Genomic DNA, 21,602 nt, shown 5'->3' with positions numbered 1-21,602 from the left:
GGCAGCGCCTCCTCGACGTCCGGGACGTCCGGGCGACGGCGAGCGGGCGACGGGGGCAGGAGGGCCGGCGCGGTGACGGCACGATTCGCGGTACTCGGCGACATCGAGGTCCGGGTGGACGGTCACCCGCTCGCCATCGGGCACCTGAGGCAGCGCCAGGTCCTCGCGGCGCTGCTGGTGGACGCCAACCGCACCGTTCCGGTGGACCAACTGGCCGACCGCGTCTGGGCGGACCGGCCCCCGCAGCGCTTCCGCTCCACCCTCTACAGCTATCTGTCCCGCTTGCGCCAAGCCCTGCAGCAGGCCGAAGGGGCCGGGGCGCGCATCGACAAGGAGCCCGGCGGATACCGCCTCACCGTCGACCCCGCGGCCGTGGACCTGCACCGCTTCCGTGACCTGGTGGCACAGGCCAGGGCCGCCGGGGACGGCGAAGCCGCCCTGGCCCGGTACGGGCAGGCGCTCGGCGAGTGGCGGGGCGAGGCCTTCGCAGGCCTGGACACGCCCTGGTTCAACGCGCTGCGCGAGACCCTCGCCCGCGAACGGCTCGCGGCCGAGCTCGACCGCAACGACCTCGCCCTGAGGCAGGGCCGCCACGGCGCACTCCTCGCCGAACTCACCGCGACAGCGGAGGCGCACCCCCTGGACGAGCGCCTCGCCGGCCAGCTGATGCTCGCCCTGCACGGGTCCGGCCGGTCGGCGGACGCCCTGGGCCACTACCGGCGCACCAGGGAACGCCTCGCCGAGGAGCTCGGCGTCGACCCCGGGACCCCCTTGCAGGAACTCCACCAGCGCATCCTCACCGGCGACCCCCACCTCACCCCGCCGCACTCCCCCACCGCCGCCGCCCCGCCACCGCCCGTACCCCGTCAACTGCCCGCCTCACCCGGGGTGTTCACCGGGCGCGGCAAGGAACTGGACCAGCTCACCAAGGCCCTGGACGGCTCGGCGGACGCGGGCGGCGGCCCGGGCGGGACCGTGGTGATCTCGGCGATCGGCGGTATCGGCGGCGTCGGCAAGACCTGGCTCGCCGTGCGCTGGGCGCACGAGAACGCGCACCGCTTCCCGGACGGACAGCTGTATGTGAACCTGCGCGGCTTCGACCCGGCCGCACGGCCGATGCCCGTGGCCACGGCGGTACGCGGGTTCCTCGACGCGCTGGGCGCCGACCCGGACGGCATCCCGCCGCACCTGGACGCGCAGACGGCGCTCTACCGCAGCCTCGTCGCCGAGCGGCGGATCCTCATCGTCCTCGACAACGCCCGCGACGCCGACCAGGTACGCCCCCTGCTGCCGGGCAGCCCCGCCAGCACCGTCCTGATCACCAGCCGCAGCCGCCTGACCGCACTCGTCACCACGCACGGCGCCCGGCCGCTGCCGCTCGACGTCCTCGGTCGGACCGACGCGCACCACCTGCTGGTCAGCCACCTCGGCGTGCCCCGCGTCGGCGCCGAGCCCGAGGCCGTGGCCGCGCTCGTGGACCACTGCGCGGGCCTGCCGCTGGCCCTGGGCATCGTGGCCGCCCGCGCCGCCACCCACCCGGACTTCCCGCTCGCCGTCCTGGCCGCGGAGCTGCGCGAGGCCACCGACCGCCTCGACGCCCTGGACGCGGGCGACCTCACCGCGAGCCTGCGCGCGGCCTTCGCCGCCTCGTACCGCGCGCTCACGCCGCGGGCCGCGACCCTGTTCGCCCTCCTCGGCCTCGTGCCGGGCCCGGACATCGGCCTCGCCGCCGCGGCGAGCCTCGCGGCACTCCACGAGCCGGACGCCCGCCCGCTGCTCGCGGAGCTGGAGGCCGCCCACCTGGTGCGGCAGGACGTCCCGGGGCGCTACCGCATGCACGACCTGGTCCGCCTGTACGCCGCCGAAGTCGCCCGCCAGCAGCCCGACCCGGTCACCGGACCCACCCGCCCCCAGGCTGCCCAGGCCACCGAAGCCGCCCGCCATCAGCCCGGCCAGGTCACCGAAGCCGCCCTCGACCGGCTCGTCGACTTCCACCTGCACACCGCGTACGCGGCCAACCGGCTCCTCGACGGGCCGAACACGCCTTTCGCCTTCAAGCCGGAGCCGCCCGCCCCCGGGTGCAGCCCGCTGCGTCCGCCGGACACCGCGACCGCCCTCCAGTGGTTCGACGCCGAACACGCCTGCCTGCTCGCCGTCCAGTCCCTCGCCCTGGCCACCGGCCGCCTTCCCCAGGTCTGGCAACTGGCCTGGACACTCATCTCGTACCACCAGGGCGGCTACCACCTCACCGAGTACCTCACCGCCTGGCGGGCCGCCCTCACGGCCGCCGAACACCACGGCGAAAGCCCCGCCCCACGGGCCCTGGCCCACTGGCGCCTCGGCCACGCCCGCTCCCTGACCGGCGACCACAGCGAGGCCCTCGACCACCTCGGCCAGGCCCTCGCCCTGTCCGAACGCACCGACGACATCGCGGGCCAGGCCCACATCTGCCGCACCCTCGGCCGGGTCTGGGAGCAGTACGGCGACGACGGGCGCGCCTTCGCGCACGCGCAGCGCGCCCTCGACCTGTACCGGCGCCTCGACAACCCCTTCTGGCACGCCAACCAGCTCAACGCCGTCGGCTGGATGCACGCCCGCCTCGGCCGCTATCCGCAGGCGCGCGCCCACTGCGAGCAGGCGCTGCGCCTCTACCGTGAACACGCCCGCCCCGCCGACACCGCCTCCACGCTCGACAGCCTCGGCTACATCGCCCACCACACCGGTCGGCTCCCCCAGGCCGTGGAGTACTACGAGCAGGCCCTGGCCCTCTTCCGCGAGCACGCGGACGCCACCAACGAGGCCGACACCCTCGCCAACCTGGCCGAGACCCGCCACGCCCTGGGCCAGACCGCGCAGGCCCGCGCGGCCTGGCAGCAGGCCCTTGCGCTGTACGAGGCGCAGAGCCGCCGCGCCCAGGCGGCGGACGTACGGGCCCGGCTGCGCTGACCCATGCGGTACGGCACGGCTCAGGGTGTGCCGGTCCCGGTGGTCAGGCTGGTCCCGGTGGTCAAACAGTGCCGCCGGGCCGTAACGTCTGCCCGTCCCGAGCGAAACAGATCAAGGGGTAGGGCCGTGTGGACGAGGTATGGCAGAGCAGCGAGCACGGCGATAGCGGCCGGGGTGTTCGTCGTCTCCGGGTGCGCGGCGGAGGATTCGACCGCGCACCCGGAGAAGAAGCAGACGGATGCCCCGTCGGTGTCTGAGTCGGAGTCGGAGTCGGCATCCGCGTCGACATCGGCGTCGCCCACGCCCGCGTCCTCGCCCTCGCCCTCGGCGTCTCGGCCGCTGACGGCCGCGCAGTTGAAGTCCCTGCTGCTGCGCAAGCAGGACGTGCCGCAGGCTGACAGCGCGCCCGTGCAAGGCCCGGTCCGCCGGTACGACCCGGAGGTTCGGGTCACGGGCCGGGACTGCCAGAAGGTGTTCGACACGCTCGTGGCGCAGCACGCGTCCACCTCCGTGATCCAGGACTTCTGGTGGCGGAACAACCGCTGGGCCGCCCGGACCTGGCTGGCCTCGTACCCCGACGCCGACGCGCCGCAGCAGTTCCAACGGCTCAAGGAAGGCCTCACGACCTGCGGGACGTTGCGCGGGAAGACCCCTGAGGGAACGCTCAATTCCCGTATCACACCGGCCAAGGCCCCCGCGCTCGGTGACGAGGCCGTCGCCTTCGCCCTGAGCATGACCGGCCCGAACGGCACCGTCCTGACCGACCACCACACCCTGGTACGCGTGGGCGCCCTCACCGTGGACATCAGCGACCGGGGCGCTCAGCACGCTCCCCGGTTCCCGCTCGACGTGGTGATCGACAAGCAGCTCGCCCGGCTCACGCGAGGCCTGAGCACCTAGCGTCGCGCGTGGCGGACCCTCAGCCGTCCGAACCCCATGGTCCCGGAGATCCGGATCCTCGGCCCGCCGGGGCCCGCGGGCCGCCGGGGTACGTAGCGCGCGTCCTTCCACGTGGTCCGCAGATCATCGATGTCGACGATCGCGTCGCGGGGCACCGTGATCCTGGCCCTGCCGGAGCCGAGCTGCAGCTCGATGTCGACCACCTCGTGCTCGATGACCGCGCGGGAGAGGTCCAGGTGGACCCTGGCGAACGAGGACTCGACCTTGAGGAACCGCGGCACCCGCCATGCGCCGCGGCGCAGGATCCGCCCGCTGGCGACGGAGATCGTCGAGGCGGCGCCCTCCTTCTCCTCCGGGGTCTCCGGGGGCTCCGGGACCTCTGGGACCTCTGGGACCTCTGGGACCTCTGGGACCTCTGGGACCTCTGGGAGCGAGGCCAGCGCAGGGACGAGCTCGGTGTGCACCTTGGCGATGAGCGCCTGGTGGAGGCGTTCGTCCATCTCCTCGTGCGAGATGAGCCCTTCGGCGTACGCCTCCTGAAGGCGCCGCACGGCCATGTCGCGGTCGTCTTCGCTGATCAGTCGCGGCGGATGGTCCGGCGAGGAGGTCATCGGTTCACTCTAGCGGCGTGCCGCCGATGCGGCGGAGTCGGCAACTCCGCGCCCTGGCCGAGGAATTGGCCCCACCGCGGCCCGCGCGTCCCACGGCTCGTCCGCCCGCCCGGTGGAACAGGCACACCGATCCGTGCCAAAGGTCCCGGTTGCCGATCCTCAAGACGAGAAGGAGAACAGAGAGAGGACAGCAACAGGAGGGCCGGCCGGAGGGCCGTCCCCGGAGCGTACGGAGGTTCCATGACCCGCGTCATCGCCGTCGGAGTGGACGGATCCGCAGAGAGCCTGGCAGCGGCCGACTGGGCGGCGCGCGAGGCCGCTCTTCGCGACGTGTCGTTGCGCATCGTGCACGCCTGGCTCTGGCAGACCCTCGGCGTGCCCGTCACCCAGGACGAGGGCGAGCAGGCGAAGGCCGCCGACGGCATCCTGCGCGAGGCCGTCACACGGGTGGCCGGACGGCACCCGGATCTCGCGGTCGACTCCGAGCTCGTGCACGACACGGCCGTCGCCGCGCTGTCCGGCGCGGCCGAGGGAGCGGAGGGCGCCGAGGGGGCCGAGATGCTGGTCCTGGGCTCGCGGGGGCACGGGGCTCTCGTCGGCTTCCTGCTCGGCTCCGTAGGCCAGCAGGTGATCGCCGAGGCGGCGTGCCCCGTGGTGTCCGTACGGGCCGGGGTCGGCTCGGCGGAGGGCGACGTGGTCGTGGGGCAGCACGGGGACGCGGCCGACAGCGAGGCGATCCTGCGGTTCGCCTTCGAAGCCGCGGCCGTCCGGGGTGCGGCCGTGCGCGCGGTCAGGGCGTGGAACCTGCCGCCCTTGTACGCCTACACGCCCGACACGATGCGCCTGGCGGACGAGGCGGGCGGTCTGGAGCCGTACGAGAAGAAGGCCCTGTCCCAGGCCCTCGCCCCGTGGCGTGAGCGGTTCCCCGACGTGCCGGTGACCGAACATGTGGAGATCGGCAGCGCGGGCCAGGTCCTGCTGGCGGCCGCCGCCGACGCACAGTTGCTCGTCGTCGGCCGCAGGGCACACCGCTCCCCCATCGGCACGCGCATCGGCTCCGTCGCGCATGCCGCCCTGCACCACGCTCCCTGCCCCGTCGCGGTGGTCCCGCACGCCTGACCCGGCCCCGCGCCGGTCCGCCCGCGCACTGGCTCGTTCGCGTCCGTCCGGTCACCGGCTGCGCGGATTCTGCGGATACTGCACCGCATGGGGGACGTGAGCCGACTGGCTCGTACTCTGCAAGGTGCGACCGGGGAGCGCTTCGTCCGGGACGAGCTGGCCGAGCTCGTCTCGCAGGTGCTCAGACCCTGGATCGCGCACGACGCGTTACGCCTGTTCGGGATGAACCCCGCCACGGGGGCGGTCTCGTACGGATTCCTGCACGGGTTTCCGCCCTCGCTGCTCCACGCGCAGCTGCGGGACTCCTACCTCGGGGACGATCCGTTCAGCCCGGCGGACATCGCTCGCCTTGCGACGCCGACGGGCCTGCTCGGCGGCGACGTCGCCAGGGACCACGGCGCCGCCCCAGGGCACCGGCAGGCGTCGCGCACTCTCGCGGCGCACGGTGCGGGCAGTGAACTGCGGCTGCTGCTGCGCGAGGGCCCTCGGCTGCCGTGGGGGTTGCTCGCCCTCGTGCGGGAGGCGGGCCGCAGCCCTTTCGAGCAGGACGACGCACGGCGAGTCGGCGAGCTCTCCGCCCCGCTGATCGCCCTGCTGCGCGGGTACGCCACCGCGAGCGCCCCGCGCGCGGGCGGCCGCTATCTGCCGCCCGGGGTGGTCCTCGTCGGCGCCGATGACCAGGTGCGCTCAGCAAGTCCGCAAGCACGTGCGTGGCTGGACGAGATCCACCCCGGGCGGGGCTTGGCACCGGAGTGGATGCCGAGCGCGTCGATGCGCGAGATCTCGCTGGCAGCCCGCCGCCACGCCGCCGACCCGGCCGCCCCGCCCGCCCTGGCCTGCAGCCCCGCCGCGTTCCTCGGCCGCCGCATCGCGGTGCACGCCCAGTGCCTGGACGACGCGGGCAAGGGCGAGGTCGCGGTGGTCATCCAAGAGGCGACAGGAGCACTGCTGCTGCCCACGTTCGCGGCGTGGCACCGCCTGACGGCCCGCGAGCGCGAAGTCGTCGAGCGGCTGTGCTCGGGCGCGGCACCCAAACAGATCGCCAGAATCCTTGACGTGTCCGTACACACGGTCAACACCCACCTCAAGGCCATGTTCCGCAAGACGGGCACATGCGGCCGGGACGACTTGCAGGCGACGCTCAACTCCTGAGCACCATTCTTTGAGGTCGTAAACACGATCTTGGTGGTCGGGGCATGGCCCGCTCGGATCCATGGCGGGTCGTCCTCGATTGACCGAGGACGACGGCACGTCCACGGTGGAACTGGCGCAGGCGAAGGCGATGCTCGGCCGCCCCCCTCCCCACTGCACTGCGGGAGTTCTACGGGCTCGTGGGCACCCGGCCCGACTTTGTTGCCAACCAGGACCCGCTGTTGTCGCCGTACGAGGTGTGCGTGCGTGACGACTGCGGCGGTGTCCTTGGCCTGCGCCGAGCTTGTGCTGAGCGAGACGCTGTCCGGCGGTGACGGACGGCTGTACAACGCCAAGACGGCTCGGGCGTCCACAGCTGGCTGCACGTCCGGGGCCGGACCCGCACTGATCTGGATGCGATCTGCGAGACCGTCCCTGGGAACTGGTCTCTGGGTTACAGAGAATCACTCAGTGCCGAGCCGCTGCCGTTCTGATCTGGTGCGGGCCTTGGCGAGACACCTCCGGAAGATGTGGATGCAACCCCACATGAGCAAGGCTTACTCATCGTTTCAGAATGAGACGTGCAGGCCGGGCGGCTATCAGTCGTCCAGGCGTTGAAGGATCTGCGTGAACTCGCCGTTCTCGATCAGACCGGTGAGGACCTGGGCCATGTTGCTGATGCCGGGATCGCGGACGATGACCCCGTCCGGGCACCAGAAGTAGCGGCCCGTGAGGGCTTCCCCGTCGGTGGCCCATCGCTTCATGAGGCCTTCGACCTGGGCGAGGGTGATGATCGTCGCGCTCCACCGGGAGCCGTCCGTGAGGTCCACGAAGACGTCGACGTTGTCCACCAACTCCAAGTCCTCGCCGGCATTCGGCAGAAACGCGGCCTCGAACTGCTCTGTGTGGACGCGGTACCAGGGTCCGTCCCAGCCGCCCGGCGTTGTGCTGTGGCTCATCGGGCGAGTGTGCCGGGCCGATTCGCCCCCCTCAACCGCTTTGTTCCGGCACGCTTCCGGCGTGAACAGCGATCTTGTGCCCGATGACCTGTGGGAGCGGACAGCCCCGCTGATTCCGACCCGGCCGCTGCGGCGGCACCGGTTTGCTGGACGGAAGCCGGTCGACGACCGTGCTGCGCCGGCCGGGATCGTGTATGTCCTGCGCAAGGGCGTGGCCTGGGCAGTGTGTGACACCCTGCCCGAGCTTTCGGGTGAGAGTGGTGCCTGTGGTGTGGCCAGGCGGCCGGCTTACGGATGCTCAGCGATGGCTGGGCCGCCGGTCAGTCGATGCCTTCGATGATGCGGAAGTCGCGTTCGACGCCGTCGGGGAGAGCCACCAGCGCCTTCTGGTATGCCTCGCTCTCGTATGCCGCGACGGCCTGTTCAAGGCTGTCGAACTCGATCAGAACGACGCGTTGTGTGATTCCGGCCTCGTAGGCGACGACTCGACCGCCACGGGACGGGATCCGGGACAGGACGCGCCCGCCCCCGGCCTGGACGGCCAGACCGGCCAGCCTGTCGTAGGCAGTCAGGCTCTCAGGGTCGGAAATGGCGGGGTAGACACTGACCCAGTAGCCCTTGGCCATGGAAACCTCCTGTGCTCGGCCGGACACGTCCGACTTCGAATTGACACTCGGATCGATCGATCCCGGCGACGGGTACTGCGGCCAGTTGGATCGTCGTATGCGCAGGTTAGGGCTCGATGTGCGGCCGAGGGAAAGACCGGTGCGGGATAGACTCAGAACGGATCGTTATCAATCGGCGGGGAGGGCACGTGGCGCCGGATACGGTGAGCCTGCGGTACTTCCTGGTGCTGGCACAGGAGTTGAACTTCACCCGCGCGGCCGCACGGATCGGTATCGCACAGCCCGCACTCAGCGCCCGGATGCGCCGACTGGAGGCGGAACTCGGTACGGCCCTGCTGGTCCGCAACACGCGCAGCGTCGTATTGACCACGGCCGGTACGGCTTTGGCGGAGTCCGCGCCGCCCGCCCTGGCGGCGCTGGACCGGGCATGGGACACCGCCCGGAGCGCGGCGGCCGGTGAACTGGGCACGCTGCGCATCGGATACAGCCTCAGCACGGGGGCCGAGACGGTACCGGCCCTGGTGGACAGGCTGATTCGCGGCAACAGCGGACTCGAGGTCGGCGCGGTCCCGATGGCGACACCGGAGATCTCCCCCGCGGTCGCCGACGGCCGCATCGATGCCGGGATCACCCGCGGTGAACAGCCGGGCCGTGGCGTGCGCCGGTTCCTGCTGCGGCGTGCGCGCATCGGGGTCCAGCTGGCGCGGCACCATCCGCTGGCCGAACACCCGGAGATCGAGATCGCCGACGCGGCCGCGTATCCGCTGCGCCTCCCGGACCGTGCGGCCAACCCCGTGATCCACGATCAGCTGTCCGCACTGTTCCGAGACACCCGACCACACCCCCGGTTCCACACGCCCGCGGTCTCTTTCGACATGTCTCAGCGCGACCTGCGCGACGGGGTCACCCTCGCCCCGGCCGGAGAAGCCGCGGCCACGGCACAACCGGACGGTCTCACCTGGCGACCGCTGCGGGGCGCGCCCAGCCTGACGATCCACCTGGTCCTCCCACACGAGCAGTCGCCGCTGCACCACCGCATCCGTGCCGTCGCCAAAACCCTGGCGCACGAGCTGCACTGGCTGCCGGACTGACGCGCAAGAGGCCGCGCGAGACGGACGGCCGCGGTGGGAGCGGTCGGCAGCGCTATGACTCGCCGGTGATCCTGGCCGAGCCGATCGTCGCCGCGTCGATCGCCCTGGCGGCGGTCCGGGTCGACGAGCTGGAGTTCAGGTTGGTCAACGACGCCTGGTTGAGCGCGTGGACGACGAACTCGTAGGTGTTCACCGTCGAGGGCGAGCACGGCCCTTGGTAGCCGTAGAGGTTCGCGCTGCCGCGGTAGTAGACCTGCCTGGCTCCTGCCGGGGTCGAGGGCCGGTATTCATGGTCGACGTTCTGCGAGAGCGAGGTGGTGCTCGCCGGGATGTCGTAGATGACCCAGTGGATGAGGTTGGAGTTGTCGAGATCGCGCATCACGATGGCGTAGCTCTTGGCGGCGGCCGGAGCACCCGACCAGGTCAAGGGAGGGGATTCGTTCCTCTTGGCGGGGTCGCTGCCTCCGCCGCTGGTGCACTCGTGGACCTTGGGAATGACGCCGCCGTTGGCGAAAGCCGTGCTGGACAGGGCGAACGCGCTCCGGGGTGCCGACGGCGCCGACGAGGTCGACGATGCGGTGGTGGGCGAGAGGCCGACGGCTCCGGTGATGAGCAGAGCGCACAGCGCAATCCTTGCACTTCTCACTGGAGGCTCCCGAGGATACTCGTGGCCGCTTGGGTTTCCGTGGCGCGAGACTGATATACGAGCGACGCAACCAGCGTATGAATCCTGGATTCTGAAGTCATGTCACTTATCGATGTGATCGAGGTACTTTTCACTTTCAGCCGTGTCGTCCCGGACGGGACGGTCAATGTGACGGCCCTGGAGCACATTCGGTGGTGACGCAAAGTGCAAGGGCTGGGCGTAGGTGCCGCATACCGACGGATCGAACTGGCTGGCCCGGCGACCCACGGGCATACGCCTCGGCGATGCTCTCGACGGCTTCGCGGAGGTTGCCGAGGGCGGCACCGCTGGGCGTTTCCAGCCGAGGCCCGGTGATAGTCGGACATTCGCCGGGCGCTGGTCTGCTGAGTGGAACACGCCTTGTAGAGCCGCGCCGCCGGGAGCATCGTCGGGCGAGGTGTTTCCGTGCACATGTCCCTGAGGGGGAGAACATGCGCAAGACGTATCAGTCAGTGGGATTGCTGGCGGCGGTTGGGCTGGCGATCACCTTCGCCTCCGTCTCGTCGTCGGCGTCCGCGGACACAGCCCGCAAGGAGAGACACAAGGCGGCGGCCGGTTCGCAGATCGTCTCCAACTACAACAACAGATGCCTCAACGTCGCCCATCTGAACACCGGCGACGGCGCCTCCGTGCAGATGTACGACTGCGACGGTTCTCCCAGCCGGCTCTGGACGCGAAACGGCACCGGGTACCGCAGCGACCTGAGCAACAAATGCCTTGAGCCAGCCATCGACAACGGTGACAACGGGGCGGCGATCCAGGTGTTCGGCTGCGCCGGGCTGCCCCGGCAGGGCTGGCACTGGAACGGCACCGAGCTCCACAGCGACCTCAACCATCGGTGTCTGACCATCGCTGAAGCGAACTGGTGGCAGGGAGCCTCGGTCATACTCAAGGACTGCTCGGGTGCAAGCCATCAGCAGTGGCACGCCACCTGACCAACGACTTCCCGGGTTCCGGTCGGTGACCCCATCGGGGTGGGCGTTTCGCCAAGGATCATCCCGCTGAAGGCAGCCGAGTTGGAGGATGCCCGGGGGCGGCCACCAAAGCCCTCGGGCATATCGGCACCAGCATCGACATCCCACCCGCGTGCATCCGCGTCGTCTGAGGTTGCCCTCGTACGGTGAACCCGGTCACCTGTCTGGGCCCCGCCAGGCACCCGTGGCAGGATGCCTGGCCATGGAGTTCTCCGAAGTGGTCCGTCGGCGGCGCATGGTTCGGCACTACTCCGACAAGCCGCTCGCCCCTGACGTGGTCGAGCGCGTGCTCGCCTCCGCCCTGCGTGCCCCGTCGGCCGGTTTCTCCCAGGGCTGGGCGTTCCTCGCCCTGACCGCCCCAGCAGACCGCGCCCGCTTCTGGCCGTTCGTGCCCACCCGGGTCGAGCAGACGCCGACCATGCAGGACGCCCCGCTGGTCGTGGTGCCGCTGGCCCACAAGGCGGCCTACCTCGAGCGCTACGCCGAGCCGGACAAGGGGTGGGAGGACCGCTCCGAGGCCCGCTGGCCCGCGCCGTACTGGCACATCGACACGGGGATGGCCGCCCTGCTCATGCTCCTGACCGCCGTCGACGAGGGTCTGGGCGCGTGCTTCTTCGGCATCGCGCCCGAGCATCTCGGGCCGTTCCGTACCGAGTTCGGGATCCCCGACGCGTACGCCCCCATCGGCGGGATCACGGTCGGCTACCGCGCCGACGACGCACCCCCGCAGAGCCCTCGTATCGACGCGCGCCGCCGCGGCGCGGATGAGGTCGTCCACCGCGGACACTGGGGCCGACACACCTGAGCCCGGCGCTCCGGACACATACCGATCAGTGCGTACCTGACTTTTTAGTGCGTACTTGTCCTCCGGCATGCGGCCAACAAGGGTGGAACGCACCGACGTTCACTGCCATGAGGACAGGAGTACGCCATGAGCGGCACGGCACGTGTGAGTGTGATCGGGCTCGGGGACATGGGGCATGCGCTCGCATCCGCCCTGCTCGACTCGGGACGGGAGGTCGTCGTCTGGAACCGCACGGCCGCCAAGGCCGACGACCTCGTCGAGCGCGGGGCCGTGCGGGCCGGGTCCATCGGCGAGGCGGTGCGCGGCAGTTCGCTGCTGATCGTCTGCCTCCTTGACTACGACGTCGTACGGCAGTCCCTCAGGCCCGTCGCCGGGGAACTGCGGGGGCGGACCCTGGTCAACCTCACCAACGGAACGCCCGCCCAGGCCGCCGAGACCGCCGTGTGGGTCACGGGGCTCGGCGCCGACTATCTCGACGGCGGGATCATGGCCATTCCGTCGACGGTGGCCTCCCCGGAGGCGTTCGTCTTCTACAGCGGTGAGCGGCGGGTGTTCGACGCGCACCAAGGGGACCTTGAGGTGATGGGTGCCGCCACGTACCTCGGCACCGACGTCGGTCTCGCGTCGCTCTACGACCTCGCCCTGCTCAGCGGCATGGAGGCGCTGTTCAGCGGCTTCCACCAAGCCGTCGCGATGGCCGTCTCGCGTACGGGCGGCAGCGCGGTGGGCGTCACCGAGCATGTGGTGCCCTGGTTCACCAACATGATCAAGATTTTCCCCGCCCTGGCCGCCGACATCGACGCCGAGCGCGCGGACGGCACTCCGGCCCGGATCTCCCAGGGTCTCGACGTCCAGATCGCGGGCGTCACCAACATGGTGGACGCGTCCCGGGACGCCGGGGCGGACGCGTCCGTCCTTGAGCACCACCTGAAGAAGCTCAAGGAGCTGACCGCCGACGGCCACGAGGTGTGGACCTCGCCGCTGTCCATCCGCCAGCTCCGCTCAGAGAAGGCCGAGAAGGCGGAGAAGGCGGAGCAGCGCGTCGGCTCACCGGCGTGAGGGCCCGGCGCCCGCTCAGTCCTTGTCCTCCGAGTCCGGCGTGTCCCACGAGTCGGCACGCGGCTGCGGTGTCTGTGGGGGGTTGGGGCGCTGCTGCACGCGCCGCTTGCCGTTCCGGAGGAGAAGGAGCAGCAACGCCACGATCACGAGCCCGATGATGACGAGCAGCACGGATGTGCCGGCGCCCGCCGCGAGGATGAAGTGTTGGGTCACGTACTGCCTGTACCTCCTCCGCGCCGGCCCGCACGCCATCTCGCCCGATCGGCCCACAAGCCCGGCGGCCACCCTCCGACCGCAGGGTGCTCATGACGATGGCCGTCAGCCACGCGTACGGCGCCAAGATCCGCCGACCGCGCTCCGGAGCATAGAGTGGCCGGTCGCCCCCGGCTGAGTCCGCCGCGGGTGATCCCTGCAGGTCTCTCAGCCAGGAGCCGTTCTTGTCCATACGTGAGTTGTCCGTACGCGTACCCCGCCGGGCCCGGCGGCTCGTCCCCTCGGCCGCGGTGGCCGGCCTCGCGGCCGTGGTCTGCCTCGCGGGCTCCGCCACCGCCCACGCGGCCACCGGGACCTCGGTCGGCGGTCGTCCGGTCACGGCCGCGGTGTCCTCGGCATCCGAGGTGCCCGGAGTGCACGGGGTGCACGGGGTGCACGGGGTGCACGGGGTGTCCAAGACAACCGCCTCCGCCGACACCGTGGTGACGGAGGGCCAGGTCAAGGAGGCGCCCGCCGGTGGCGTCATCCGGTATCCCAGTGTCACCAGCTGTCTGACCATCACCGTCCACCTGCGCTCGGGCGGCGCGGTGGCCGCGCATGCGAGCCTCTTCCAGGTGCCGGGCGAGCTGCGTTCGGACCAGATCCTGGGCCGGGTCAAGAGCGTGCTCGGCAACCATGCGGCGGCCTCGGTGGAGGTCAAGGGCGCGGTCGGCGCCTGGCACCCCAGCTACTTCATCAAGGCCATCGAGAGCTATGGCGAGGGCGAGCAGGTGCCCGTGCCCGAGGGGCAGGACTTCGCCGGGCTCACGAAGGCCGTGGCGCAGGGGCTCGGGGTGCCGGAGGGCGCCGTGACGGTGACGGACGTCCCCGACGGGGACCAGGTCGTCGAGCTGCCGCAGGGCTGAGCCGTCGAGCCGCCGCAGGGCTGACCGGCCACGGCGAGCGGCGGGCCCAAGTCGGCCCCGGCGGGCCCAGGCAGGCCCGCCGCTCAGCCCTCCGCCACCGCCTGCCGGTCGCTCAAGGCCCGCGCCTTGGCGTTCTCGATGTGCTGCCGCATCTTCTTCGCCGCGCCCTCCGCGTCGCCCGACGCCATGGCCTCGTGGACGGCGGCGTGCTCCCGCGCCGGGGATTCGGCCTCCGAGGAACCCAGCTCAGTGAAGAGGCGGAAGCGCTGGACGTGGCCGCCGAGAGAGCGGTACGCGGTCTCCAGGAACGGGTTGTCGCACTGGGCGGCGATGCGCAGGTGGAAGCGTTCGTCGGCGGCCCAGTAGGCACGTACGGAGGTCGAACGGGGCGCGGCCGCGCAGCGCTTCAGCTCCTCGATGCTCTCCTTGAGCTCGTCCAGGAACTCCGGCGTGGTGCGGCGGGCCGCCTCGTGGACCATCGCCGGTTCCAGGACGAGGCGGGCGTCCATCAGCTTGATCAGCTCGCGCTCGGTGAAGAGCGGGGCGACGCGGTAGCCCTTGAGGGCCTCGCGGCGTACCAGGCCCGTGTGTTCGAGGCGGGCGAGGGCCTCGCGCAGCGGCGTCTGGCTGACGTCGAGCTCGCGGGAGAGCGCGCCGATGTTGAGGGACTGGCCCGGGGACCACAGACCGTCCATGAACTGGCCGAGGAGCACCTCGTACATCTTGTCGGCCAGGGGTTGGCGCCCGGACGGGCGAGTCGTAGCCATCAATGCCTCCTTCGGTGCCCGACCCTAGCGCAGCTCCTCACCCTCTTGATCACCGTCCAATCCTATACTATTTTGCTCATCGCTATAGTATAGCGAGAGATCGTGGAGGATCTGATGGGCGACGACAAGACGTTGTGCGTGCTCGTGACCACGGCGTATCTCGAACCCGGCGACGAGGTCGACCAGCTGCTGCGCGCCGCCGGGCTGCGTACCGTCTTCGCGCGGGCCGCGGACCGGCGCGCGGCGGGCCGTTCGCTGCGGGCGGCCGTGGCCGACGCGGAGGCCGCCGGCATCGTCGCGGGGACCGATCCGTTCACGGCCGAGGTGATCGGGGCCTCCCCCGGCCTGCGGGTCATCGGCCGCTGCGGGGCCGGCTACGACAACGTGGACGTGGCCGCCGCCACCGGGCACGGCGTCGCGGTCACCCACACGCCCGGCGTCAACCGGCAGTCGGTGGCCGAGTACGTGCTCGGCCTCCTGGTGAGCTGCGCGCGCGGGATCCCGCGGAGCGTCACCGACGTACGGGAAGGGGGCTGGTCGCAGCCCAGCGGGCGGGAGTTGGCAGGGGCGACGCTCGGCGTCGTCGGGCTCGGCGCGATCGGGCGGACCGTCGCGCGCCTGGGCCTGGCGCTCGGCATGCGGGTCGTGGGGCACGATCCGCTCCCGGACCCGGCGTTCCTCGAGGAGACGGGCGTGGCCGCCCTTTCGCTGGAGGGCGTGCTGCGCGAGGCGGACTTCGTGACGCTGCACCTCGGTCTCGACGCGTCGACCCGGCATCTGATCGACGGGGCCGCGCTGCGCCGGATGCGGCCCGGCGCATATCTGATCAACACCGCGCGCGGCGGCGTCGTCGACGAGGAGGCACTCGCCGACGCCCTCGCCGCGGGCCATCTGGCGGGCGCGGCCCTGGATGTGACGGAGCATGAGCCGCTGCCGCCGGACTCCAGGCTGCGCGCGTTCGACAACGTGCTGGTCACCGGGCACATCGCGGGTGCGACGGCGGAGGCCAGGTCGCGCTCGGGCCTCCTGGCCGCGCAGCAGGTGGTCGACGTGTTGTCGGGCCAGCCGCCCGCGCACCTGGTCAACCCCGACGGGGCGGCGGCGCGGGCGGAGGTGCGGTGATGCGGGGCTCCGGCATACCGGCGATGCGGGACCGGGGCAGGCCGCAGGCGCGGCCGCTGTGCCTGCCGACCGGGCATCGCCTGGCGGCGAACCTCAAGTGGCTCTTCACCGAGCTGCCCTTCGAGCGGCGCTTCGACGCGGCGGCGGACGCGGGCTTCGCCGGGGTCGAGTACGCCGCGCCCTACCCGTACCCGGCGGCGCGCCTTCGGACGCTGCTGCGCGACGCGGGGCTGTGCCAGGTCCTCATCAACTCGCCCGCCGGGGAGGCCGGTTCGGCGGAGCGTGCGGGGCTCGCCTGCCACCCGGGGCGCGCCGCGGACTTCCGTGCCGGGATCGACCGCGGTCTGGAGTACGCGACCGAGCTCGGCGCCGGACTCCTCCATGTCCTGGCCGGAGTCGTACCGCCGGACGTGGGCGCCGACCGCGCCTTCGCCACGTACGTCACCAACCTGGCCTGGGCCGCCGACCGCGCGCACGGGACCGGCGTACGGCTCGTGGTGGAGGCGCAGAACGAGCGTGACGCACCCGGCTACTTCCTGCGCACCCAGGCCCGCGCCGCCGCCGTCGCGGAGGCCGTCGGGCACGACCGGCTCGGCCTGCTGCTGGACGTCTACCACGCGCAGGTCACCGAGGCCGACCTCGTCCGGACGCTCCGGGCGCAGCTGCCGTACGCGCTGCACGTCCAGATCGCCGACCCGCCCGACCGCACCGAGCCGGGCACCGGCGAGATCCCCTGGCCGCGCGTCTTCGCGGCGCTGGGCGAGGCCGGGTACGAGGGCTGGGTCGGCTGCGAGTACGGGCCTGCGCGCGGCACGGTGCCGGGGCTCGGCTGGGTCACGGAGGTGACGGCATGACCGCGCCCGCCCGACGCCGCGTCCGCCGCATGCACCGCATCGCGCTGATCAGTGCCACACCGGCGGCCATCGGCCCCGCCGTCGCCGGGCTCACCGCCGCCTTCCCCGAGGCCGAGCCGTGGAACCTGCTCGACGACGCCCTGCTCACCGACGCCGACGCGCGGGGCGGGCTCACCCCTGAGCTCGCCGACCGCATGCGGCGCCTTATCGCGTACGCCGTCGAGGGCGGCGCGGAGGGGGTGCTCCTCACGTGCTCCCTGTACGGGCCGGTCGCGGAGGGATTCGAGGCGGGGGTTCCGGTCCTGGCGCCGGATGCCGCCGCCTTCGCCGCGGCACTGGCGGGCGGTCACCGCCGTGTCCTGGTCGTGGCCGCGTTCACCGCGGCGCTCGACGACTCCCTGGCCCGCTTCCGCGCCGCCGCACGCGCCGCCCACTCCCCCACCGAGGCCGTCGGCCAGGTCATCGCCCCGGGCGACCGGCCGGAGCCCGGCGACGCCGACGCCGTTCTGCCCGCCCAGTACTCCCTTGCGCCGTACGCCGATGCCTGGTCGGCGGACCTCGGGCTGCCCGTGTACGCGGGCCCGTACGCGGCGGCCCGCGTTCTGCGTGGCGCCGTCCACGGAGGGGGTGCGCCGTGCTCGGAGTGATCGCCGACGACGTGACCGGGGCGACCGATGTGGCCCTCGCCCTGCATGAGAGCGGTCTGCGTACCGTCCTGTACTTCGGGGTGCCGGGCCTCGGAGCGGCGCCCATCGCACCGCATGAAGCAGCTCCGTATGAAGCACCGCCGTATGAAGCACCGCCGTATGAAGCCGTGGTCGTCGCGCTCAAGAGCCGCACGGCGGCACCCGGGCAGGCCGTCGCCGCGTCGCTCGACGCGCTGCGCGTCCTGCGCGGGCACGGGGTGCGGCAGGTGTACTTCAAGTTCTGTTCGACCTTCGACTCCACCGCCGACGGGAACATCGGCCCGGTCCTCGACGCGCTCGCCGACGCCCTGGACGCGCCGGTCGTCCTCCTGACGCCGAGCTCGCCGCAGCACGGCCGGACCCAGTACGAGGGCCAGCTCTTCGTGCACGGCGTGCCGTTGGCCGAGTCGCCCATGCGGCACCACCCCCTGACGCCGATGACGGACTCGTCGCTGCCCCGGCTGCTGCGGGCGCAGACGGACCGGCCGGTCGGGCTCGTCCGCCGGGACACCGTGCGCGCGGGCACGGGAGCCGTCCGCGCGGCCGTCGCCGACGCGGCGGCGCAGGGCATCCGCTATCTGCTGGCGGACGCGCTCGACGAGGACGACCTGCGCGCGCTGGGCCGGGTCGCCGCCGACGCCCCGCTGACCGCCGGTGCCGCCGGGCTCGCCGCGGGGCTCGCCCAGGCCGTCCCGGGCGGCGACGCGGACGCGGACGAAGAGGAGGATCCCCTGGCGGCCGGGCCCGCGGCCGTGCTCTGCGGGAGCTGCTCGGCCCGCACGCTTGAGCAACTCGACGTCCTGCGCGCCATGAACAGGCCGGTGCACCGGCTCGATCCGGTCGCCGAGCCGGATCCCGGGGCCCTCGCCGAGCGGGCGCTGCGCTGGTACGACGCACTGCCGCGCGACGGGGCCCGGGGCGCGCCCGTCCTGCACTCCTCCGTACCGTCCGACCACCTGCGCGCCATCCAGGAGGCCTTGGGCGTCGAGCGGGCGGCGGCCGTGCTGGAGGAGGCCGTCGGGCGCGTCGCCGCCGGGCTCGTGGCGCGCGGAGTGCGGCGTGTCATCGCGGCGGGCGGCGAGACATCGGGCGCCGTGGTGGCCGCGCTCGGCGTGACCGGCGGCCGCATCGGACGCGCCGCGGCCCCGGGCGTGCCCTGGATCCATCCGATCACGGGGCCACGGATCGCGCTGCTGCTCAAGTCCGGCAACTTCGGCGCCCCCGACTTCCTCGCCACCGCCTCCGCCACGTCCCCGCCACGCCCGGACCGCTCCGACTCCCCGCACCCGCACCCGCACCCGCACAGCCGACGCCCAGGAGCCCGCCCATGACCGTCTCGCCCATGGCCGCCGCCGACCCGTCCCTGTCCCACCCGGCCCTGTCCCACCCGGCCGGGCGCGCCGCCGTCGTCGCCACCGCCCACGCGCTCGCCGCCCGATCCCTCGTCCACGGCCGCACCGGCAACGTGTCGCTGCGCACCCGCGACGGCCTGATCCTCGTCACCCCGACCGGCGCCGACCTCGCGGACCTCCGCCCGCAGGACCTCTCGCTCGTCGACGCCGACGGGCGCCACCTCGAAGGGCCGCCGCCGTCGAAGGAGGCGTTCCTGCACGCGGCCGTGCTGCGCGCCCGGCCCGACGCGCGCGCCGTCGTGCACACGCACTCGACGCACGCCGCCGCCGTGTCCTGCCTCAACGGCCTCGACACCGACGACGCGCTGCCGCCGCTCACCGCCTACTACGCGATGCGCGTCGGACGGCTCCCGCTGCTTCCGTACTTCGCCCCCGGCGACGCGCGGCTCGCGGCCGCCGCCGAGGAGCGGGCCCGTACGCATGCGGCGCTGCTGCTTCGCCACCACGGGCCCGTCGTGGCGGCCGCCGGGCTCGACGCGGCGCTCGATGCCGTGGCGGAGCTCGAAGAGACAGCGCGGATCTTTCTGCTGCTGCGCGGCGGCACGGGCACCGATCACGCCTGCCTGTCTGCCGAGCAGCGCGCCGCCCTCTCCCCCCGGCCGCCGCGCCCGGTGGCCCTGTTCAGCGCTCTGGCCATCAAGAAGGCACTGGACGACGTCGTCCTGGAGGCCTTCACGAGCACCTCCGGAATCAGTGTCGACGGCGCCTACGAGCCCACGAACGTCCTGCTGGGGTTGGTCGAGGACGGCGCGCGCCCGGACGTCATGGTCGGCGTGACGGGCGCGTTGGAGAAGCTGGCCGCTTCCGGGGTGCTCAGCCCGTCGTCGCTGCGGCCGCTCGCCCGGGTGGGGATCGGCGTGGCCGTACCGCCGGGCGCGGCCCTTCCGGACATCGACGGCACCGACGCGCTCGTGCGGGCGCTGACGTCGGCGCGGTCGGTGGCGTACTCCCGTACCGGCGCGAGCGGCGTCGCGTTCGCGGCCCTGTTGGAACGCCTTGGCATCGCGGACGAGGTCAACTCCCGTGCCACCGTGGTCGAGAAGGGCTTCACGGCGCTCGCGGTGACCGACGGGCGCGCCGATCTGGCGGTGCAGCAGCTGAGCGAGCTGCGCTTCGTCCCGGGCGTCCAGGTCGTCGGCCCCCTGCCCGAGGAGCTCCAGCACTACACGGATCTGTCGGTGGCCCTGGGCGCGCACGCCCAGGGCAGCGCCGAGGCCGCCGCGCTGCTGCGGCACCTCACGGACGGTCCCGCGCGGGCGGCGTACCGCGCGGCCGGGCTCGAGGAGCCACGGTCATGAACGCGATCCTCGCCCTGGTGGCGTTCATCGGGGTCATCATCGTGTGGAACGTGACGTTCAAGCGGAACATCGGTGAGGCCATGGGCCTCGGGTTCCTCGCGAGCGCCGCGTTCGGCGGCGCCGACGCGCCTCGTGTGGCCTGGGAGAGCCTGGTCGAGGGCCTGAAGTCGGAGATCACGTTCGCGGCGCTCGCGTTCGTCTTCGTCAGCGAACTCCTCACTCGTACGGGCCTGGTGCACCGGATGATCGACATCCTGAGCTCGCTGCTCGGCCGCCGCAAGGGCGGGTCCGCGTACGCGGCGACCGTCGCCTCCGGCCTGTTCGGGGCCGTGGCGCACAACGGCGCGGCGATCGTCGCCACCGTGGGCTCGCTGGCCATTCCGTGGATGAAGCGGTCGCGGGCCAGCGGGGAGACGGCCGCGCTCGTCCTGTCCGGCAACGCCGGGGTCGGCGCGACCTTCCCCTTCAGCGGCGCGTTCTTCGTGCTGCTCGCCGCGCCGACCGTGGTGCCCGTGCTCTCCTCGTCGGACGTCGTCGCCACGCTGTTCGTCACCGGCGCGTGGATGGTCGCGATGCGCCTGGTCATCGCGTACGCGATCGTGCGGTGGCGGGGCGTGGGCACCATGGCACCGGAGGACATCCGGCCGCTGCGCGAGTCGTTCGGCGCGGGCTGGACCTCGCTCCTGGTCCTGGCCGCCGTCGCCGTACCTGTGCTGCTGACCACGTCGCCGGGCGACGACTGGGCGACGGACCGGCTCGGCGGGCTCGACGCCGCCGACGCGGTGCCGCTCCTGGTGTGGCTGCCGATCGTGATGCTGGTCGCCGGGCTGCTCGTGGAGCGCCGGGCCCTGCCGCGCGGCGGCTCCGCGTGGTGGCGGCTCCTTGCTGAGATCGGCCCGCAGCTCGGCCTGGTGGGCGTGACGATGGTCTCGGCGTTCGCCGCCTCGGAGGTCCTGGAACACCTCGGCCTCGGCGATCAACTCACGCCCTATCTCGAGGATTTGCGGGACGTGCCGCCGGTGGTGGCGGCGCTCGTGGTGGGCCTGGTCATCGTGGTCGTCGCGGGCCCGCTCAACACGACCTCCACGCTCGCGGCGGTCGGCCCGGTCGCCTTCGCCGCGCTCACGGCCGCCGGCATCCCCGCGCACGTGGCCTTCGCGGCGGTCATCGTGTGGGCCTCGTCGGAGGGCTGCTCACCGCCGGGCGCGGCACCGCTGTACGTGGCCGCGGGCATCGCCGACATCAACCCGGCCCGCATCTTCCTGCCCGTGGCCCTCTACTACCTGGTGCCGTCCTATCTGTTCGGCGTCCTGATAGCGGTGGGCGCCCTGTGGATTCCGGGCTGAACGGCCCGGCCGCGCCGTCGAGTCGACCGACGACGAGTTGGCCGACGACGAGTTGGCCGACACGAGTTGACCTACGCGAGTTGACCTACGAAG

General features: G+C 72.4%; 22 protein-coding genes. 16 read left to right on the top strand and 6 right to left on the bottom strand.

Annotated features, from left to right (window positions below; genetic code table 11):
- Positions 1-72: 72 nt before the first annotated feature.
- Together ACFWZ5_RS03970 and ACFWZ5_RS03965 are read left to right on the top strand one after the other, a co-directional pair.
- The gene (locus ACFWZ5_RS03970) at positions 73-2,946 is read left to right on the top strand and encodes a BTAD domain-containing putative transcriptional regulator (RefSeq protein WP_384786599.1); all 2,874 of its coding nucleotides are present in this window, start codon (positions 73-75) and stop codon (positions 2,944-2,946) included.
- A gap of 126 nt (positions 2,947-3,072) precedes the next feature.
- Positions 3,073-3,846, top strand: coding sequence for a hypothetical protein (locus ACFWZ5_RS03965; protein WP_384786596.1), 774 nt, complete (start codon positions 3,073-3,075; stop codon positions 3,844-3,846).
- Here the strand turns inward: ACFWZ5_RS03965 and ACFWZ5_RS03960 are convergent.
- The gene (locus tag ACFWZ5_RS03960; protein WP_384786593.1) at positions 3,843-4,457 is read right to left on the bottom strand and encodes a DUF1707 domain-containing protein; all 615 of its coding nucleotides are present in this window, start codon (positions 4,455-4,457) and stop codon (positions 3,843-3,845) included. The genes ACFWZ5_RS03965 and ACFWZ5_RS03960 overlap by 4 nt on opposite strands.
- A gap of 240 nt (positions 4,458-4,697) precedes the next feature.
- On the opposite strand from ACFWZ5_RS03960, the gene ACFWZ5_RS03955 reads away from it, so the two are divergent.
- The gene (locus ACFWZ5_RS03955; RefSeq protein ID WP_384786591.1) at positions 4,698-5,576 is read left to right on the top strand and encodes a universal stress protein; all 879 of its coding nucleotides are present in this window, start codon (positions 4,698-4,700) and stop codon (positions 5,574-5,576) included.
- An 87-nt stretch (positions 5,577-5,663) separates the two neighbouring features.
- A complete protein-coding gene (locus ACFWZ5_RS03950; RefSeq protein ID WP_384786588.1) occupies positions 5,664-6,728 on the top strand; it encodes a helix-turn-helix transcriptional regulator in 1,065 nt (354 codons plus the stop codon).
- A gap of 578 nt (positions 6,729-7,306) precedes the next feature.
- Here ACFWZ5_RS03950 and ACFWZ5_RS03945 read toward each other — a convergent pair.
- Positions 7,307-7,666: a hypothetical protein gene (locus ACFWZ5_RS03945; protein WP_384786585.1), complete on the bottom strand. Its 360-nt coding sequence runs from the start codon at positions 7,664-7,666 to the stop codon at positions 7,307-7,309.
- On the opposite strand from ACFWZ5_RS03945, the gene ACFWZ5_RS03940 reads away from it, so the two are divergent.
- Complete coding sequence (locus ACFWZ5_RS03940) at positions 7,611-8,006, top strand: transposase (RefSeq protein WP_384786582.1); 396 nt, start codon at positions 7,611-7,613, stop codon at positions 8,004-8,006. The genes ACFWZ5_RS03945 and ACFWZ5_RS03940 overlap by 56 nt on opposite strands.
- Here the strand turns inward: ACFWZ5_RS03940 and ACFWZ5_RS03935 are convergent.
- Entirely contained in the window at positions 7,987-8,292 is a 306-nt protein-coding gene (locus ACFWZ5_RS03935) for a DUF1330 domain-containing protein (protein ID WP_384786579.1), read from the bottom strand. The two genes, ACFWZ5_RS03940 and ACFWZ5_RS03935, sit on opposite strands and share 20 nt — an antisense overlap.
- 188 nt (positions 8,293-8,480) lie before the next feature.
- On the opposite strand from ACFWZ5_RS03935, the gene ACFWZ5_RS03930 reads away from it, so the two are divergent.
- Positions 8,481-9,383 carry a LysR family transcriptional regulator gene (locus tag ACFWZ5_RS03930; protein WP_384786576.1) on the top strand — a complete coding sequence of 301 codons (903 nt, stop codon included), beginning with the start codon at positions 8,481-8,483 and terminating at the stop codon, positions 9,381-9,383.
- 52 nt (positions 9,384-9,435) lie between these two features.
- Here the strand turns inward: ACFWZ5_RS03930 and ACFWZ5_RS03925 are convergent, their stop codons facing one another.
- Positions 9,436-10,029 (bottom strand): YbhB/YbcL family Raf kinase inhibitor-like protein, encoded by a 594-nt coding sequence (locus ACFWZ5_RS03925; RefSeq protein WP_384786574.1) that lies wholly within the window; start codon positions 10,027-10,029, stop codon positions 9,436-9,438.
- 470 nt (positions 10,030-10,499) lie between these two features.
- On the opposite strand from ACFWZ5_RS03925, the gene ACFWZ5_RS03920 reads away from it, so the two are divergent.
- From ACFWZ5_RS03920 to ACFWZ5_RS03910, 3 genes are all read left to right on the top strand, one after another.
- A complete protein-coding gene (locus tag ACFWZ5_RS03920) occupies positions 10,500-11,003 on the top strand; it encodes an RICIN domain-containing protein (RefSeq protein ID WP_384786570.1) in 504 nt (167 codons plus the stop codon).
- 241 nt (positions 11,004-11,244) lie between these two features.
- On the top strand, positions 11,245-11,847 hold the full coding sequence (locus ACFWZ5_RS03915) for a nitroreductase family protein (protein ID WP_384786567.1): 603 nt from the start codon (positions 11,245-11,247) through the stop codon (positions 11,845-11,847).
- Between the two features lie 126 nt (positions 11,848-11,973).
- Positions 11,974-12,906 (top strand): NAD(P)-dependent oxidoreductase, encoded by a 933-nt coding sequence (locus ACFWZ5_RS03910; RefSeq protein WP_384786564.1) that lies wholly within the window; start codon positions 11,974-11,976, stop codon positions 12,904-12,906.
- A 15-nt stretch (positions 12,907-12,921) separates the two neighbouring features.
- Here the strand turns inward: ACFWZ5_RS03910 and ACFWZ5_RS03905 are convergent, their stop codons facing one another.
- Entirely contained in the window at positions 12,922-13,119 is a 198-nt protein-coding gene (locus ACFWZ5_RS03905) for a DUF6479 family protein (protein WP_384786561.1), read from the bottom strand.
- A 224-nt stretch (positions 13,120-13,343) separates the two neighbouring features.
- Here ACFWZ5_RS03905 and ACFWZ5_RS03900 point away from each other — a divergent pair, with 224 nt between their 5' ends.
- The gene (locus ACFWZ5_RS03900; protein WP_384786558.1) at positions 13,344-14,024 is read left to right on the top strand and encodes a hypothetical protein; all 681 of its coding nucleotides are present in this window, start codon (positions 13,344-13,346) and stop codon (positions 14,022-14,024) included.
- 83 nt (positions 14,025-14,107) lie between these two features.
- Here the strand turns inward: ACFWZ5_RS03900 and ACFWZ5_RS03895 are convergent, their stop codons facing one another.
- Complete coding sequence (locus tag ACFWZ5_RS03895; protein WP_384786555.1) at positions 14,108-14,791, bottom strand: GntR family transcriptional regulator; 684 nt, start codon at positions 14,789-14,791, stop codon at positions 14,108-14,110.
- Positions 14,792-14,893: 102 nt separating this feature from the next.
- On the opposite strand from ACFWZ5_RS03895, the gene ACFWZ5_RS03890 reads away from it, so the two are divergent.
- The 6 genes from ACFWZ5_RS03890 to ACFWZ5_RS03865 are packed head-to-tail and all read left to right on the top strand — an operon-like array spanning position 14,894 to position 21,509.
- Positions 14,894-15,913: an NAD(P)-dependent oxidoreductase gene (locus ACFWZ5_RS03890; RefSeq protein WP_384786552.1), complete on the top strand. Its 1,020-nt coding sequence runs from the start codon at positions 14,894-14,896 to the stop codon at positions 15,911-15,913.
- Positions 15,913-16,767, top strand: a complete 855-nt coding sequence (locus ACFWZ5_RS03885; RefSeq protein ID WP_384786549.1) for a hydroxypyruvate isomerase family protein — start codon at positions 15,913-15,915, stop codon at positions 16,765-16,767. Before ACFWZ5_RS03890 ends, ACFWZ5_RS03885 begins: the two co-directional genes overlap by 1 nt.
- Entirely contained in the window at positions 16,764-17,414 is a 651-nt protein-coding gene (locus ACFWZ5_RS03880; protein WP_384786547.1) for a hypothetical protein, read from the top strand. Before ACFWZ5_RS03885 ends, ACFWZ5_RS03880 begins: the two co-directional genes overlap by 4 nt.
- On the top strand, positions 17,402-18,784 hold the full coding sequence (otnK, locus tag ACFWZ5_RS03875) for a 3-oxo-tetronate kinase (protein ID WP_384786544.1): 1,383 nt from the start codon (positions 17,402-17,404) through the stop codon (positions 18,782-18,784). The genes ACFWZ5_RS03880 and otnK overlap by 13 nt, the downstream gene beginning before the upstream one ends.
- Complete coding sequence (locus ACFWZ5_RS03870) at positions 18,781-20,163, top strand: class II aldolase/adducin family protein (RefSeq protein WP_384786542.1); 1,383 nt, start codon at positions 18,781-18,783, stop codon at positions 20,161-20,163. The genes otnK and ACFWZ5_RS03870 overlap by 4 nt, the downstream gene beginning before the upstream one ends.
- Positions 20,160-21,509 carry a TRAP transporter large permease subunit gene (locus ACFWZ5_RS03865; protein ID WP_384786539.1) on the top strand — a complete coding sequence of 450 codons (1,350 nt, stop codon included), beginning with the start codon at positions 20,160-20,162 and terminating at the stop codon, positions 21,507-21,509. The genes ACFWZ5_RS03870 and ACFWZ5_RS03865 overlap by 4 nt, the downstream gene beginning before the upstream one ends.
- Positions 21,510-21,602 lie beyond the last annotated feature (93 nt).

The organism is Streptomyces sp. NPDC059003 (assembly GCF_042740445.1).
Taxonomy (GTDB): domain Bacteria; phylum Actinomycetota; class Actinomycetes; order Streptomycetales; family Streptomycetaceae; genus Streptomyces.
The sequence above is the reverse complement of the archived record's forward strand: the minus strand, read 5'-3'. Positions and strand labels throughout refer to the sequence as shown.